The 16,015-nt window shown below is 36.7% G+C and carries 15 protein-coding genes and 1 riboswitch; of the genes, 9 read left to right on the top strand and 6 right to left on the bottom strand.

Annotation, left to right across the window (positions count from 1 at the left end; genetic code table 11):
• Positions 1-307 precede the first annotated feature (307 nt).
• Positions 308-368, top strand: a riboswitch (Fluoride riboswitch).
• A gap of 39 nt (positions 369-407) precedes the next feature.
• The 5 genes from J2756_RS08335 (at position 408) to J2756_RS08355 (ending at position 4,867) form a co-directional block, all read left to right on the top strand.
• The gene (locus tag J2756_RS08335) at positions 408-1,562 is read left to right on the top strand and encodes a cation:proton antiporter (RefSeq protein WP_209584562.1); all 1,155 of its coding nucleotides are present in this window, start codon (positions 408-410) and stop codon (positions 1,560-1,562) included.
• Between the two features lie 38 nt (positions 1,563-1,600).
• Positions 1,601-2,398, top strand: a complete 798-nt coding sequence (locus tag J2756_RS08340; protein WP_209584564.1) for a prenyltransferase/squalene oxidase repeat-containing protein — start codon at positions 1,601-1,603, stop codon at positions 2,396-2,398.
• Between the two features lie 187 nt (positions 2,399-2,585).
• Positions 2,586-3,107 carry an inorganic diphosphatase gene (locus J2756_RS08345; protein WP_209584565.1) on the top strand — a complete coding sequence of 174 codons (522 nt, stop codon included), beginning with the start codon at positions 2,586-2,588 and terminating at the stop codon, positions 3,105-3,107.
• A 306-nt stretch (positions 3,108-3,413) separates the two neighbouring features.
• Positions 3,414-3,749, top strand: a complete 336-nt coding sequence (locus J2756_RS08350; protein WP_209584567.1) for a hypothetical protein — start codon at positions 3,414-3,416, stop codon at positions 3,747-3,749.
• A 584-nt stretch (positions 3,750-4,333) separates the two neighbouring features.
• Positions 4,334-4,867 (top strand): trypco2 family protein, encoded by a 534-nt coding sequence (locus tag J2756_RS08355; protein WP_209584569.1) that lies wholly within the window; start codon positions 4,334-4,336, stop codon positions 4,865-4,867.
• A gap of 38 nt (positions 4,868-4,905) precedes the next feature.
• Here the strand turns inward: J2756_RS08355 and J2756_RS08360 are convergent, their stop codons facing one another.
• Entirely contained in the window at positions 4,906-5,268 is a 363-nt protein-coding gene (locus tag J2756_RS08360; RefSeq protein WP_209584571.1) for a DUF5518 domain-containing protein, read from the bottom strand.
• Between the two features lie 175 nt (positions 5,269-5,443).
• Between J2756_RS08360 and J2756_RS08365 the strand changes: the two genes are divergently transcribed.
• Positions 5,444-5,950, top strand: a complete 507-nt coding sequence (locus tag J2756_RS08365) for a PRC-barrel domain-containing protein (RefSeq protein ID WP_209584574.1) — start codon at positions 5,444-5,446, stop codon at positions 5,948-5,950.
• Between the two features lie 137 nt (positions 5,951-6,087).
• On the opposite strand, the gene J2756_RS08370 is transcribed toward J2756_RS08365, so the two are convergent.
• From J2756_RS08370 to J2756_RS08380, 3 genes are all read right to left on the bottom strand, one after another.
• Positions 6,088-6,432: a VOC family protein gene (locus tag J2756_RS08370; RefSeq protein WP_209584576.1), complete on the bottom strand. Its 345-nt coding sequence runs from the start codon at positions 6,430-6,432 to the stop codon at positions 6,088-6,090.
• A 113-nt stretch (positions 6,433-6,545) separates the two neighbouring features.
• A complete protein-coding gene (locus tag J2756_RS08375) occupies positions 6,546-6,701 on the bottom strand; it encodes a hypothetical protein (protein WP_209584577.1) in 156 nt (51 codons plus the stop codon).
• Positions 6,702-6,857: 156 nt separating this feature from the next.
• Positions 6,858-8,714, bottom strand: coding sequence for a MutS-related protein (locus J2756_RS08380; RefSeq protein ID WP_209584987.1), 1,857 nt, complete (start codon positions 8,712-8,714; stop codon positions 6,858-6,860).
• Positions 8,715-9,298: 584 nt separating this feature from the next.
• Here J2756_RS08380 and J2756_RS08385 point away from each other — a divergent pair.
• A complete protein-coding gene (locus J2756_RS08385) occupies positions 9,299-10,135 on the top strand; it encodes a sulfite exporter TauE/SafE family protein (protein ID WP_209584579.1) in 837 nt (278 codons plus the stop codon).
• A gap of 60 nt (positions 10,136-10,195) precedes the next feature.
• Here J2756_RS08385 and J2756_RS08390 read toward each other — a convergent pair whose 3' ends face one another.
• Positions 10,196-12,916 carry a DUF3656 domain-containing U32 family peptidase gene (locus J2756_RS08390; RefSeq protein ID WP_209584581.1) on the bottom strand — a complete coding sequence of 907 codons (2,721 nt, stop codon included), beginning with the start codon at positions 12,914-12,916 and terminating at the stop codon, positions 10,196-10,198.
• A gap of 552 nt (positions 12,917-13,468) precedes the next feature.
• On the opposite strand from J2756_RS08390, the gene J2756_RS08395 reads away from it, so the two are divergent.
• Together J2756_RS08395 and J2756_RS08400 are read left to right on the top strand one after the other, a co-directional pair.
• A complete protein-coding gene (locus J2756_RS08395; protein ID WP_209584583.1) occupies positions 13,469-14,311 on the top strand; it encodes a UbiA family prenyltransferase in 843 nt (280 codons plus the stop codon).
• A 147-nt stretch (positions 14,312-14,458) separates the two neighbouring features.
• Positions 14,459-15,373 (top strand): 3'-5' exoribonuclease YhaM family protein, encoded by a 915-nt coding sequence (locus tag J2756_RS08400; RefSeq protein ID WP_209584585.1) that lies wholly within the window; start codon positions 14,459-14,461, stop codon positions 15,371-15,373.
• A 251-nt stretch (positions 15,374-15,624) separates the two neighbouring features.
• Here J2756_RS08400 and J2756_RS08405 read toward each other — a convergent pair whose 3' ends face one another.
• On the bottom strand, positions 15,625-15,924 hold the full coding sequence (locus J2756_RS08405; protein WP_209584589.1) for a PadR family transcriptional regulator: 300 nt from the start codon (positions 15,922-15,924) through the stop codon (positions 15,625-15,627).
• Positions 15,925-16,015 lie beyond the last annotated feature (91 nt).

The raw sequence follows: 16,015 nt of genomic DNA on the forward strand, positions 1-16,015 counted from the left end.
CCCAGAAGTGAAGTCCTCCTGCGTTTTTGATTGTACTGTAGACGGGAGTCTATGGGAACTCTTTAACGCTGCCGGCCATACCCTTTAAAATTATAAGAAATTCAGAAGTTCTATTTTTTATTTAAATTTTAGTTTCTACGCTATTATTTTGCTATTTAATACATTACCAGATTAGAGTTTTAGATTGAATTAACCTTTTTTTGAACTAATTACTCCTTGAAATTCGTTTTTTATTATTTTTAACCAAAAACTTTAAAAATTATAATGAATAAACAAGCATAATATTGTTTGAATTAATAATTCAATTAACCTTTCAGGCGATGGGGTTCGCCTTTAACTGCGACAACGCTGATGACTCCTGGTATCAAAATTAAAAAAAACTGATAATCAGGAGGAATAACTTAAAAATGTACGCAGATTTTTATCCCTTAGTTTTGGGAATACTTATTTTACTGGCAAGTTTAATATCTCTGAGAACAGGACTTGCAGTTGCAATGATAGAAATAATCTTAGGTGCAATTGCAGGTAATTTAGGTATATTACAGCCAGAAGCATGGATGGTTTACATTGCAAGCTTTGGAGGTATACTGCTAACCTTCCTTGCAGGTACTGAAGTAGATGTGGATCTCATGAAAAGAAAGTTCAAAGAAAGCTTTCTTATAGGTTTTGCATCGTTTTTAGTACCCTTTGTCGGGGTGCTTCTTTTCACATTTTACGGTTTAAGATGGAACGTTCAGGCATCCTTAATAGCTGCCACAGCACTTTCAACAACATCTGTAGCAGTGATATACTCAGTACTGGTTGAAACAGGCCTTTCCAGAACGGAATTAGGTAAACTTCTCATGGCAGCAACTTTCATAACGGACATGTGCACAGCAGTGGCATTGAGTTTACTTTTCATAAAACCAACTGTTTACACAGTTCTTTTCGTAGTTGTTTCCCTTGGAGTAATAGTTCTTGCAACCAAGTTCTCACAATGGTTCTTCAATAATCCCCACCTCAAAGATAAGGTGGTTGAACCTGAGATAAAGTACATATTCGTGATACTCTTGATCTTCGTGTACTTTGCAAAGCTTGGAAATGGTCAGGCAGTTTTACCTGCATTTCTCATGGGGCTTTTAATGTCCAAACATTTCACAGAAACATCCTGCACGAAGATGGTTAACAGAAGACTTCGAACAGTAGCCTATGCAGTAATAACACCAGCATTTTTCATAGTTGGTGGTTTAAAAGTATCTGCAGCACTGATAATGGGTGCATTAGGATTATTCGTTATATTCTTTGCCATAAAGATTGTTTCGAAATTTGCAGGGGTTTACTTCCTTGCAAAAAGATACATACCCAATGGAAGCATGTACACAACCCTGCTCATGAGTACAGGATTAACCTTTGGTACCATAGCCAGCGTGTTCGGTCTTAACGCAGGATACCTAAACCAGGTTCAGTACTCTGTACTCGTGGGGGTTGTGGTTGCAAGTGCAGTTATACCAACTTTCATAGCTCAAAAATGGTTCATACCAATCCATTCACAGGATCTCCTGGATTTTGAAAAGAAGTTATGATTCAAAATGAAGTACAACTTGTCTGGTGGGATATTTGAATGTTCAGCAAAGAAAAAGCCCTGAAATTCGTTTACAATAGAGAACATCCTGAAGGAGGCTTCACATTATATGAAGGTATTCCTGATACCAAAAACACATATTATGCCTTAAAAACCCTTCAAATAATGGGTAAAAAACCTAAAAATTTGGAAAAAACATTGAAATGGATATCTTACCTTCATAACGGTAGAATGTTTGGTTTGAAAGGGTTTTTCTACCGGTTGAACATTTTAAAACTGTATGGCATAAAACTGGAAGTGCCTGAGAAGTACAAAATGATTCTTACCATGCGAAATGAGTTTTCAACCATGGAAGTAGCATTTTTAAATACGGCTGTGCTCAAATTAATGGGTTACCAGAACTTTGAAAATGTGAAAGATTGGGTTCTCCAACAAAAAAAGGAAGATGGTGGTTTTGGACGTACAACTTCCAATATCATGTCAACGTACTACGCTCTAGAGATATTAAATCTTGTTGATCCAAAGGTCATGGATCAAATATTCCTTGAGGATTTTCTTGAGAAGTTGATTGGTTTCACAGTGAAATGCCAAACATCAGATGGGGGTTTTGCTTACAAACCTGGAACATATCCATCTTACATTGAAGGGGTTTATGCAGGGATAAGAATACACGAGTTACTGGATCGTGAACCTAAAAATCATGAAAGGATTATAGATTTCACCAAAAAACTTCAAAACAGTGATGGTGGCTTCAGAAGATCCAAATACCTTGGAATTTCAGAGTTAGAATACACCTTTCGGGCGATCTATATCTTAAAAAGTCTTTCTGCACTATAAAAATCATAGAAATTTAATAAAATATTAAAAGGTGGTGTTTTAGTTGGACAGTGTAATTGAAGATGTGCATATAAGGAAAATTTTGGACAGCAGGGGTAATGCAACCATTGAAGAAGATATAACAAGCTCTGTGATGGCAAAGTTCGAATGAATTAAAGGAATAATTTATGAAATGGAGGAAAAAAATATGAATCTTTGGAAGGATATTGCAACAGGTCCAGCAGCACCAGAAGCTGTTTACGCAGTGATTGAGATTCCACGGGGATCCAGGAACAAGTATGAATATGATAAGGAGAAAGAGGCTTTTATACTTGACAGAGTTCTTTACTCACCTGTCCATTACCCTGCAGAGTATGGTATAATACCAAAAACACTCTGGGATGATGGAGATCCAATGGACATCCTTGTACTTATGGATCAACCAACATTTCCAGGTTGTATAATAGAAACACGTCCGGTTGGTGTTATGAAGATGATCGACACCGGTGAAAATGACGACAAGATACTAGGTGTTCCTGTTGACGATCCACGGTTTAAAGATGTTTTTGACATTGAAGATCTGCCTGAACATCTTCTGGATGAAATTCAACACTTCTTTGCAGAGTACAAGAAACTTCAGGGTAAAAAAACGGAAGTTTTAGGTTGGGAAGGTAAAGAAGAAGCATTTGATGCCATAAAACGTTCTATTAAACTCTATGAAGATATGTGATGCTATTTTTTTTACTTATATAAATTATTTACTTTTTTTAGACCAGAATTCCCCTATCAGCCTTACATTTCAGGTCAATTCACATGATCTGTGCTAATACAGCTGCTAAAAACATTAAAAAAAAATGGGAAGTTTCAAAGTGATCCATACCAAAAGCAAATTATTATCCTAATTAAAATTAATAATATTAATTGTAACCTTATGGATGAACTTAAGGTTCTGGAATTAATAATTTTAAAGACAGTATTAAAGTTCCATTTTTTTAAATCTGATGTGTATATCAAATAAAAAATATAAAGTGATTTTATGGTTCAAAAGATGAAAAACAAGAAAAAGAATGATTGGGAAGAGGTTAAAGATCCAGAAGAAGGTATCTGGAGGCCAGAAGCCATAGGTGATGAAATCATAGGCAAGTACATAGGAAAGGAGCGTGATGTTGGACCCTACAAAAGCACCAAGTACACCCTTGAAACAGATAAAGGGGAAGTGGATATATTCGGTTCAACAGTTTTAGACCGTAAATTTGAGGATGTACCTATTGGATACGAAGTTAAGATAGTTTATCAGGGTGAAAAACCCAGTAAGCCACCTAAAAAACCCTTCAAATTATTCCAGGTATTTAAAAGACCTGCTGAAAGTTGAGATCCCCTGTAGAAACATGGATCATCAAAAATGGTGGGGTGTTGGGATAAGATTATAACCTACAAAATACTATAGTTGAATGTAACATATTTCACTGTCATATCTTTACAGACCAGTGCCTACGGTCCTTCCACGAGGTTGGCTGAGCCTTCGATGAATGGGAGAAACCCAGCGCCGGACAGACTGCCTGCTACGAGGGTTGCTAGGGGAGGGAAGGGTGAGCTACCTATGAACCGGATGAGTTAGTGAGTGGGCAAAATTCATTTCATATTCAATTTCATATTTTGTAACTCCATTCCTATTTTTAGTTTATTTTAAGGTTTTATTTTAAGCTTTGAATTCATTATATAATCAAAAAGCCTATTTAAATTATTATTCATTCCTAAAAATTAATTAAGTGTTTAATTTTATTTTTAATACCAAATAAAGTAGTTTCTTCTTTTTAGCTTCTTTTTAGCTTCTTTTTAGAATTTTTTTAGAATTTTTTATACTTATCTTCACCCAAATATTTATTACAAATTTACTACATATTATGAATCATCATTTTTGTTGGATCTTGAAACGTAGGTATTGGGGAAGTGGACATGTGCAGACAATTTTTTAGGGATAGTAAAAGTATGGTTGTTAAAGATACTGTTGCATTAGCAGAACTTGTGGAAAAGATAAATAATGTACTCTTTAAACTCCAGGATGAAATGTTTTCATCCGGAATCAAGATAAAAACTGTGAAATTAACTCTGAAAACCGTATCAACTGGAGAATTAGGTGCTGAAGCCAAGTTCCAGATCCCTGTACTGGAAGGATTGAAGATCGGTTCACAAATTTCAAAGGAAACATTACAAACCACAGTTTTGAAGTTTAAGCCTCCAAAACCTCAAGAACCAAAAAAAGGGATTTCTAAAATTTCTTTTGAAGGTATTGAAGAACAGCTTGAAAACAGTATCTTGAGTATAGTGGAGGGTGTGAAGGTTGCAACAAAACCAGTACTTGAATTTGATGAAGCATCCACAGAGTTCAACTTCGCTCTTAAAAGCAGTTCTGAAATATCTTTAGTATTACAAACAGATCTTGAATCTGAACTGAGTAACAACGTAAAAATTGAATTTGAAAAAAATTAACAAAAAAAGGATAGGTGATGAATAGGGAAAATTTATCCTCAAGTTTTCCCTCTGATCAACCCCCCAATAGCTCCACCGACCCCACAGAGTATCAAAGAATAGATCAGGGATGCAAGAACCATTATTAAGCCTGTGGCTGCGGCTGTTATGAATCCAGGTACACCCGCAACTATTGTGCCAAATATCAGAAACAGAACAGACAGCACAATTGTTCCAAAGGCACCTGCAACTGCTGCATTCCATGCACCATTTAAAATACCGTTACCAACCATCAATCCAACAATGAGCCCTGCTATGAACAATCCAAGGTTAGGACCCCAGTATGTATTGATTGTTCCAAAAAACCAGGAAAGAATAATGGTCAATATAAATCCAACTATCACTGCACTCCATTTCACCATGTACAAACCTCCAAGTTCATATTAATTAATAATTTTATTCCTATTCCGATATAATATTTTTTAATTCTGAAATCAGTTCACTCTTGGAAGTTAAGAGTTGCGCAAAAGACATAATATGTCACAGAAACATAAGACTAAAATGGTTACATTGGTATTAGAAATTGGTGGTGTTTTAATGAAGGCAAGCGAGTTTATAGGAAAAATCGTCATAAACAAAAAAGCTGTAGAAGTTGGTAAAGTTGCTGAGGTAAGTATAGTACTTAAAAAATGCCTGGTTGATAAGGTGGTTATTTCCACAGGTTCAACATTGAGTAAGAAATACTTCGAGGTCAGTGAAGCTGAAATATCAGGTATTGGAGATTACATGCAGATCGATCTGGATGATATGGAAATTGAGGAGAAAGTAAAATCCGATAAAATAGATAAGCTCATAAAACCAGAGTTTCAGTACAAAAAATTCGTGGGCAAAATAGTTGTATCTGAAGATGCAATGGAAGTTGGTAAAATCGAAGATGTGATGATCGAAACTGAGGGTTGTTTAATAAACCAGCTTATTGTATCAACAGGCCCAGCATTCCGTAAGAAAAGGCTCATGTTATCAAATGAAGATATAAAACACATTGGAGATTATGTTATCCTCAAAGTACCATCCAATAAAATAACTGAACTTGCGGATCAATAAAAAAAATTTCCAAGGGCAAAGCCAATAAAAACAATTATAATTCTTTTTTTTTAAATTTTAACTCAAATAATCCTTAAAAAATAAGTTGAACACTAAAACAGGTAAAAATAAAACAATTAAAAGTTTTGACGGAATATTCAAGTTCCAAACTCCACATACTCAACCACAGTACCATCAGGGTGTTGGATCCTCATGTTACGACCTGTTGGAACGGATTTTATTTCATCAATGACTCTGGAACCTTCACCCAGAAGATATTCCTGGAATTCTTCGAGTGAATCAACGAGAATAGTTAAACTGGTCTTTTTAAAATCTTCAATAACTTCAGCAGGACCTGCAATTAGAAGAACAGAACCAACACCTGCAAGTTCCAGGTTGTACTCTTTGTACTTGAAGCGAAGGTTACATTCTTCCCCAAAAAGATTCTCATAGAACTCAATGGTCGTTGGGAGAAGTTCAGGTTCAATGAGGATTCTGGTCATTACTTGGATTGCCTTCATTTGATCGAGTGAATAATTTCTTTTCAAAATTTTTTTTATGGATTACTGAGAGATTTTTTAAGGATTTTTCCCATTTTATGGACTATTTTTCCAGTTTATATTCCTGAGTGAACGTTCAGTTCCTTTAAAATCCTTTTTCTTTCATTTTTAAGATCCTCTAGGAGTTTGGGATCACAGTTTTCACTCTTTTCAAGGTGTGCTATTGTGTTGGTTACAGCCTCAAGTGTTGTTTCAAGTTGATTAACAGACATTTTTGATCTCCTTTTTTTAAAATCCACTTCCTCAACCAGTGATTGATAATTTTTAAGGGATTGAAGTGGATCATTCTGATTTTTTAGTTGTACTTCAACACTATTATATTTATACTGATACCTTTTAAGATGATTTTGTAGGTTGCACCTGATTTCCTAAAATTTCTCAAGAACCTGCCTGTAAATATCCTTCAAACTTCCATCAGACTTCTCGTACATCCTGCGCAGTATCAGTTCAGGTGTGCTCCTTGCAAAGTAATCCATACGTGGTGTTCTATCAACTATGAGATTGTAATCCTCATCCAGTCCCTTGGCTTCGATACCATCAACCCTGACATCGGTGTACTTCAGGATCTCACGGGCCATGTGTGTTACAATAACTGCAAATGAGTTAGAATCTCGTACAAAGTCCATGAAGCTTGATATGATCTTAACTGCTGCTTCTAGTTCAGTTATTGCCTCAAGTTCATCCAAAAGGATCAGCTTATCTGTTTTTCGGGTTACAATTGGCATGAAGGTTCTGAGGAATGATTCAAATGCTCCTGCATCGAGTGAATGTTTTTTGGAGAAGAAGTAAACTTCATCAACCAGTTTAACCCGTGCTTCATCTGCACAGACAGGCAGGCCCATCTGGGTCATTATAGAGATCTGGGCAATGGTTTCAAGGAGGGTGGTTTTACCTCCGCTGTTGGCCCCTGTAAGCAAAACAACGTTTTCAGGGTAATCCAGTCTGTACTCTATCCTCTGAACCTTTTCATTCTCGAGTGCCAGATTGAGGTGTATGCCTCCTTTGAAGGAGAATCCATCACTTATTGTAGGGGGGTTCAGGTTGTAGTAATAAGCGAAACAACCCATTGCAAACTCATAATCAAAAAGGATGATCCTATGGACTTCTTCTTCAACATTCTTTTTAAGTTGGGCTAAAACCTCTGCAGCTTTCACATTTTCTTCAAATGATCTAACCTCTTTTTTTGATGTTTCCTGTTTTTTGATCCTTTCAAGTTCAGGGTAGTCAATTTCAACAGGGTACTTCTGGATGAATGGATCAAAAGTACATCCTGTTTTATTTTTAACCTCTTCTTTAGCTTCTTTCATCACTTCATCAAATATTTTCTGGATTTTTTCAGGCATTCCCTCATTTAAAAGGTCTAAAACTTCATCACCATTAAGGTCAATGCCTTTGATGGCTTCCTTAAGTTTTTTATCCGCAGTTTCCTTGGCACTTTCAACTGCACTTCCAAATATAGATTCATCAAAATCGTCCCTTCCAATGGAATCCATAACCTCCACAACTCTATGGAGTACAGATTCCTCACCTAAAATATCATTTATCTTCAAAACGTTACTCAGTAAATCGTAGTTTTCCTTGAAGTAGGAAAGGGTAGTTTCTGGAACAATTTCAAATATTTCAGAGTCATTACTGGCCATTGCAACGTTGTACGCATCTTCAAGTTCTATTAAACCTTCAGAATATACGTAAACAATGAATTCAAAGTCTTCAAGGCTTTCAAGCTCTTCGGAGGTTATTATGGGACAGTAACTGTTGAGGCCCATTTCAATCATTCTGTGGTAATCACCTTGGGATTCAACCAGAATTGCCCTGGATGGATCGTACTCTGGCTTTGGCTTATCCATTGGTTGGATCTTTTTGAGGAGTCTGGAGATTTCATTTCGTGGAAGCTGGCTTACAGTATCCTTGGCAGTCATGACAAAACCAAGGTTTTCCATAATAACTTCTTTGTTCTTTGTTGGGCTCATCAAAAGAATTCTGTTTTTTGCGTAGCTGGTACTGGCGAAGTCAAGGATCTTACGGGTTAAATCTTCATATATCTGAACAGCCCTTTCAGTTTTCAAAAAATCTTCAGTAGGATTTCCAAGAACAGAATTAACTATCTCCACAGCCTTATGCTGGCTTATACCCTCTATACTTGTGATCCTGTCCACTTCAAAGTTTTTAACAGCCTTCAGAAATTCTTCCTCTCCCCCGAAGCTGCCCATGATCTTATCAGCCATTCTGTTACCTATACCCTTTATATCCTTGAGATCCAATTTACCACCTTTAAGTCATGGATTTTTTTCATGGGAATCAATAATTCTCCATTGTAATAATCCTCAACAATTTTTAGGATACTATCTATTTTAAGTGTATAAATGGTTTTAGAGACCGTGTGAGAAGTTCTAAGAATTACTCTGACTGTCATTTATCCTGAGTTTTGGCCAATTTACGCTCAAGTCTTGTCACCGGTTTAAAAATCTGCAAATAGGGACATTAAATATAAGTCGTAAGTCCAGTATCTAATTCAGTGCAATGTTTGATTTAATTAATGAATTTTTAGCTTCAAGTCAGGTTTTAGCAGTTCCTGCAATTCATAACTCATATCCTTAAGGTTTTCACTGATATTCACAGACTGATCATCTCCATTTACCATCAAAATATTCGTTTTTTCCATCTCATGGCACCTTTGTATGGTTCTTGATTGAAGTTAATATTATATCTTCGTAATTTAATCTGGGAAAATGGAATATGATTATGAATAGGTACATTTAATTCAAATGCTTTGCAAAATTAGATAAATCCTGTTGATTAAAATAAAACCATGGAATTTTTAGTCTACATCACCCTGCTCTTGATCACAGGCCTTTTTGTTGGATTTGCATCTGGACTTCTAGGTGTTGGTGGAGGTTTTATAATGGTACCAGTCCAATTCTTCCTACTAACATCCATTGGAATTGACCCCACACTTGCAATAAGAATAGCATTTGGAACCAGCCTTGCTGTGATTCTGCCCACAGCATTAAGCGGTTCCTTAGGTCACAGCCGCAGAGGATATGTTATGATCCGTCCTGCAGTATTCATGGGAATTGCAGGCTTCACAGGGGCAGTTATAGGGGCAGTGATCTCATCCCATGCACCAGAAGATATTCTAAGATTTTTGTTTGGATTTCTGGCAATTGGGGCTGCATTCTGGATGTTAACCGCAAATTACTCTCCAAATGAAATCAGAACTGAAAATAATGAAAAAAAGGTTTATTACTACATCTTATGGGGATTTGTGGCAGGAATAGCTTCAGGACTTCTTGGAATTGGTGGTGGAATACTCATCGTCCCAATACTAATTATTTTAATGGGATTTGGAGCTCACAAAGCAATTGGAACATCTTCAGCTGTAATAATCTTCACTGCAGTGGGTGGAATTATTAGCTACAGCTTCAGTGGGATGAACACTCCCGGACTTCCCCCTTACTCCCTAGGTTATGTAAATCTGGTTCAGTTACTGGCCCTATCAATCACAAGTATTCCAATGGCCCAGTTAGGTGTCAGGACATCCCATAAAATCCCAGAAAAAGAATTGAAATTGATATATGCTGCTTTGATGGTTTACATTGCCCTTAAGATGATGGGACTATTTGAATGGCTGAACCTTCCAATTTGAAGGAGATAATTCCTAATAACATTTTTTTTTATAAGGAACTTCATAATAATTTCATTTATTTCAGGTTTTAACTCCTCTTATAAAGTTTCCAGTGGTTATACCTCCTGTTGAAAACTTCTTAACATCCCTTTTAAGCATGTTTAGATTCTTTTTTAAATTACCCTTATTTTGGGAGTTTTTACAGAGTTCAAGGGCATTGATATAGGCTGAAGTCACATCCTCCACATATCCTGGGGGTTTGCCCCGTGCATCAACTGCAACAGAATCCATTCCCATCTTAATTATCTGTGGAATATGATCAAGGAGGCAGAGCTCAACAGAATTCATTATATGGGTTTTTAAGCTGCAGTCTGATCTAACTGGAAAAACACGATTTTTAACATCTTCGATACCTAAAAATTCACCTTCAATCTTTTTTAAACCAGAGTTTTCAAAGCTTTTTTCAGGTTTTGTTAGTAAACATGGCAGGCAGTCTTCAGTTGTTATGACTTCAAGGTTTCCCTGAACCAGAAGTTCAAAGGACAAATTTACCCTCTTTAATCCTGAATTCGTGAGAATATCCCCTATCTCATCACTTGAGAGTTCAGGGGACACAGTTGCAGTTTTAAATGTTTTTGAGAGTTCTTCTGCACTTCGATGGTTCCAGAGATTGATTCCCATTGCTCCGTAGACATTCAAACCTTCAAACAAACTTTTAAGAGATACTGCAGCTCCGAGATCGTCAATCATAACTCCTGATAAATCCAAACTTTCATCTGCCCTGATTTCGTTTATAATTGATACTGCCGAGTTCAGATAGTTCTCTGGGCTAATGTTGGGCCATTTCCAGATCAATTCAGCACTGTAACTACTGCAGATAGCAGATGCTTTTTTCAACACATCTAAAACATCTTTGAAATACTTTTCATGGTTTGAATTGTTTCTGCTGCAGGTACCCTCAGGAATATTGGGCTCAATGTAGACACGTTTACAACCAGCCAAACATGCTGCATGGACTGATTCAACACTGTCAACGTAAACAGACAGAAGGGGAGTTTTTTTATTAAAACTTCCACTAAAAATTTCCTTATTAAACTTCTTAGGACTTTCAACATCCCAGTTTTGATTTAGATCTGATTTAAAATCATTATAAAGGGTTTTAGCATTTTTTAAATCATTTTCTGAGGGTGTGAATGATCTTATTAATTCTGTTTCGACTCTGGCCAGAATATCCCTTCTCAACTGGTTCAACTTACTAACTGGTGCAAATAAACCTCCAGGATAAGATATGTCAAGGTTTTTAATTTTAAAGGGACTGCCTCCAGTTTTCTGGAGTTGTTTTTTTATCTGTGCAGGTTCCAATGGTTTTTTAATGGCTTTTTCAAATTTGAATGGAGAAATGTACTCAAAACTCTTCATGATTCCGTTAACCTGAAAATTGCAGGTTAAATGTGCAGCATGATCCTCATCCCATTGAATGTTAACGTCAATTGGAATGGGATTCCTGTAACCTTCCTGGACAAAATCATCTGCAATATCCATTAAAGACTTTCTACGGGTTATAAAAAGTTTATAACCTTCTTTTAAAGGTTTATGGATGTTTAAACCTATTTTTAACTTACCCTTTTTTATTTTTCCAGACTTGCCCAGAACATTCACATCTTCATTTAAAACCATTCCATAATCCTTATCATTAGAATTTCTACTTTTAAAAACAATTCCATCTCCCTTTTCAGGAATAATGGAATTTTTCATCTTAACAATGGTTTCCATGCTTTTTGGTTTGTAGCCAACAACATCTCCAATGTAAAGACCTCTGTTACCGGGTTTGCTCCGCCCCATAACTGATCTGAAACCAGCATCCATGATGTAACCCTTGGTAAATCCTCTGTTGAATGCCAGTTTAAGGTTGGAAACATCTTCCTCACTGGGTTTCCATTCACCATCTCCCAGGGCATGTAGGGCCCTTCTGTATAGGTCCACCACAACTGCAACGTACTCCGGGGACCGCATTCTGCCTTCGATTTTAATGGAATGAACTCCACTTCGCACTAATTTATCAAGGTGTCTGTAAACTGCTAAATCCCTGGTTGAGAGCAGATATTCATCTTCCAGATTCACTTTTCTTAGCTTTGATGGAACTCCATGTTCATCCATTTCTCCCCTGACCAGTTGGTAGGGTTTTCTGCAGGGCTGGGCACACATACCCCGGTTACCGCTTCTACCTCCAATAAAGGATGACATGAGGCACTGTCCAGAGTATGAGTAGCAGAGTGCACCATGACCAAAGACTTCAATTTCAATGTTTCCACCAGTTTCCTTTAGAATTTTTCTTATTTCGGGGATTTTGACTTCCCTTGCAAGTATAACCCTTTTAAATCCAAATTCACAGGCCCATTTAACTCCATCAAGGCTGTGGATGGTCATTTGGGTTGATGCGTGCATTTCAAGATCAGGCACTATACTCTTTGCAAGACTTGCAACACCAAGATCCTGAACTATAACTGCATCAACACCAATCTCGTAGAGCCAGAGCAGATAAACTGCAACAGACTCAAGTTCAAAGTCTTTTATAAGTGTGTTGACTGTAACGTAAACTTTCACTCCATTTAAATGGGCGTAACGTAATGCTTCCTGCAGTTCACTGTCTCCGAAGTTTGCTGCATAGTGCCTTGCACCGAAACGCCTACCTGCAAGGTAAACAGCATCTGCACCAGCATTAACAGCCGCCCTAAGTGCATCCATTGAACCTGCGGGTGCAAGGAGTTCTGGTAAAATAAGTTCCTGTAATTTTTGAGCCATAAAAACGTATCCTCATTCCATTAAAATTTATTTCTCAGAGCAATTGAATTGATGAATGCAAAATCCATATCATAATCCATATCATCATAAAAATATCTCTTGTTATAGGTTCTGTACAGTCTATTTATTATAACTATCAAAGGATTATAACTATGAAATGGTACCAAACTTATCAAGTGCTAACAAAAATTACATCTAATAAGATGTATAAAGGTTCATGGAAGATAGTTATCTGGTTGCATTGCTAAATCAAATAGGTACTAAAATTTTAGGTTAAATTAAGTTTTCTTATTTAAAACTCAATCGGATGGATCAAATCAAGTAAATCAAATCCATTGTATCAATTAAATCAATTAAATCAATTAATTCGTTAAAATTTCATTAAATAATAACATATTTTTAAACAAATAGAAGTTCGATTCATAAAAATTAAACATTATCATCATTAAAAATCAAAAATCGTAGATATCATGTCATGATTCAAAATCATGGCTTCTGAATCAATCAGCAAAAAAAATCAGTGAAAATTAGCATGTTACTGACGGTGTACACATGAATGCGTATTTAGAAATATTAAGACCTGGAAATGCCTTAATGGCGGTTGTAGCAATTTTTTTAGTGGCACTTATCAATGGAACTTTCAACTTAAACGTTTTTCTAGCAGCTGTGGCTGTTTTCATGGCAACAGGGGCGGGAAATGCTATAAACGATTACTTCGACCACAGGATCGATGCCATAAACAAACCACAAAGACCAATCCCCTCTGGCAGAATATCACTTAAAAATGCAGGAAGATACTCTGCAGCACTTTTTATAATAGCAATAGCAATAGGATTTTATATAAACATATTACCTGGAATAATAGTCCTTCTAAGCTCATTACTCATGATATGGTATGCTTACAACCTTAAAAGAAAATGTTTAATTGGAAACCTCAGCATATCCTTCCTCACAGGGCTATGCTTTGTCTTTGGTGGAGTTGTTGTGGGACACATATACGTATCAATAGCTTTAGGGTTTTATGCCTTTTTAATGACCATTTCAAGGGAGATAGTCAAGGACATGGAGGATGTTGAGGGAGACAGGGAGGAGGGAGCAACCACTTTACCCATAGTTCATGGGAAAAAATCAGCATCCATACTTGCAGCATTTTTCATTGTCTTTGCAAGCATAACAAGTCCTGTGCTTTACTTCATAGGAATATTCAACGCACTCTACCTTCTGGTCCTTGCCCCTGCAATCCTAGTATTTTTGAGCTGTGCAGTCTCCATATTAAGGGATGTTTCAGTTGAAAACACAGCTAAAATATCCAAAAGGCTTAAGATGGGAATGGGAATAACCTTCCTGGCATTTGCAATTGGATCACCATTTGTAGCAGGAATGTTAGGATTTTAAGTTCAAATTCAAAAGGGCTTCAAGTTTAAAAAGATCATTTAAAGAAGATCAGATAAAAAGTTCATAAAATTAATTTGTACAGCTGGAATTGCATAAAAATAGCTTTGAAATACATAGCTTTGTGATAAATAAGCAGGGGATGTTGATTTGACTAAAAAATTGGAAAATGACTTCGTTGAGAACCTTGATCAAACCCGGAGCATCAGCTCCAAATTTGTTGTGGTGGATAAGTACATCAAAAAATCATTAAACGGACGTTACTACATAAGCCTAGTTTTTTCAGATAGAACCGGACGGATAAACGGCAGGATGTTTCCAAAAAAGAATGCTGAGAATATTCTGGAATCCATAGATGTTGGGGGAGTATGCAGGTTGGAGGGAAATGTTAATGAATTTCCCCAGGGCTCTGGAAACTTCAACGTTATAGTCAACAACATTGTGGGTTTATCTGAGGGAGAATACGACCTGGACGACTTCGTTGTGGCATCACAGAGGGACAAGGACGAACTTGTAGGGGAAGTGCGCCAGCTTATAAAGAGTGTTGAAAACCAGGATCTCAAGAAACTTTTAAGATCCTTCTTCTGTGATAAGGATTTTGCAGAAAAATTTTACACAGCACCCGCAGCCCGTTTTCACCACCACAACTACCTCAGCGGACTTCTTGAGCACACAGTAGAAGTTTTAAAGATTTCAATGACCCTTTGCGAACTGTTCCCAGAACTTGACAGCGATATGCTCTACACAGGGGTTATGCTCCATGATATTGGTAAAATACAGACTTACAAGTACGATCTGACCCATATAGAATTCTCAGAGAAGGGAATGCTCTTGGATCATATTTTCATATCCTCGGACATGGTGAAGGAAAAAATAAAGGCCCTGGAGATACCTGAGGAGATATCAGACAAACTCCTGCACATGATCCTGAGCCACCATGGTGATGTCAGCAATGGATGGGGTTCTACAATAGACCCAAAAACTCCTGAAGCTGTGGCACTCCACTACGCCGACAACGTGGATGCAAGGGTCAAGGATATACTCCAGAACGGTGTTAAAAGGTGATTATGGTGGGGGAAGGTAAGGACTCTAAAACATGTTTTCTGAGATATATCCTGCCCATACTGCCTTAAAATTTATTTATTAATCTTTATTTATCAAATCATCTAAAAAATCATCGAGATCCTAATTAAATAACTCATCAAGATCCTTAAAATCAATATTAAAATGTTTAAGATTAAGATCTTTACTTTAAACTAAAAATCAGTTAAATACACAATAATCATATCTAAAATCATTCATCTAATCCTTCAAAATCAGTTACAAAACTTAAACATATCCTCAACATCGTAGAATGTTTGACAGAATGATTTACACCCTGTTTTAAGTTTTTCTTCCCCTTCTTCTGTTAAAAAATAGGTTTTATGCTCATCCACCCTGATCAATCCCCTTTCCCTCAGCTCCTTCAGTGCGGGATAAATGGTTCCAGGACTGGGCTTTTTACCCTTCCTTCTTTCAAATTCAGTTCTGATTTCAGATCCCTTCATTCCTTTCCTGTGCAAAATCCACAGTATCAAAAATGAAAGGTAACCCTTCATATTACTTGAACATTTCATTGTTTAATAGTATTGGAAAACCGACATATAAATCTGTTCCAGAACAACACCCTCAAAATATCGGATCACCGACAAATTTAAATAGTGTATC

The organism is Methanobacterium aggregans, assembly GCF_017874455.1.
Taxonomy (GTDB): Archaea; Methanobacteriota; Methanobacteria; order Methanobacteriales; family Methanobacteriaceae; genus Methanobacterium_C; species Methanobacterium_C aggregans.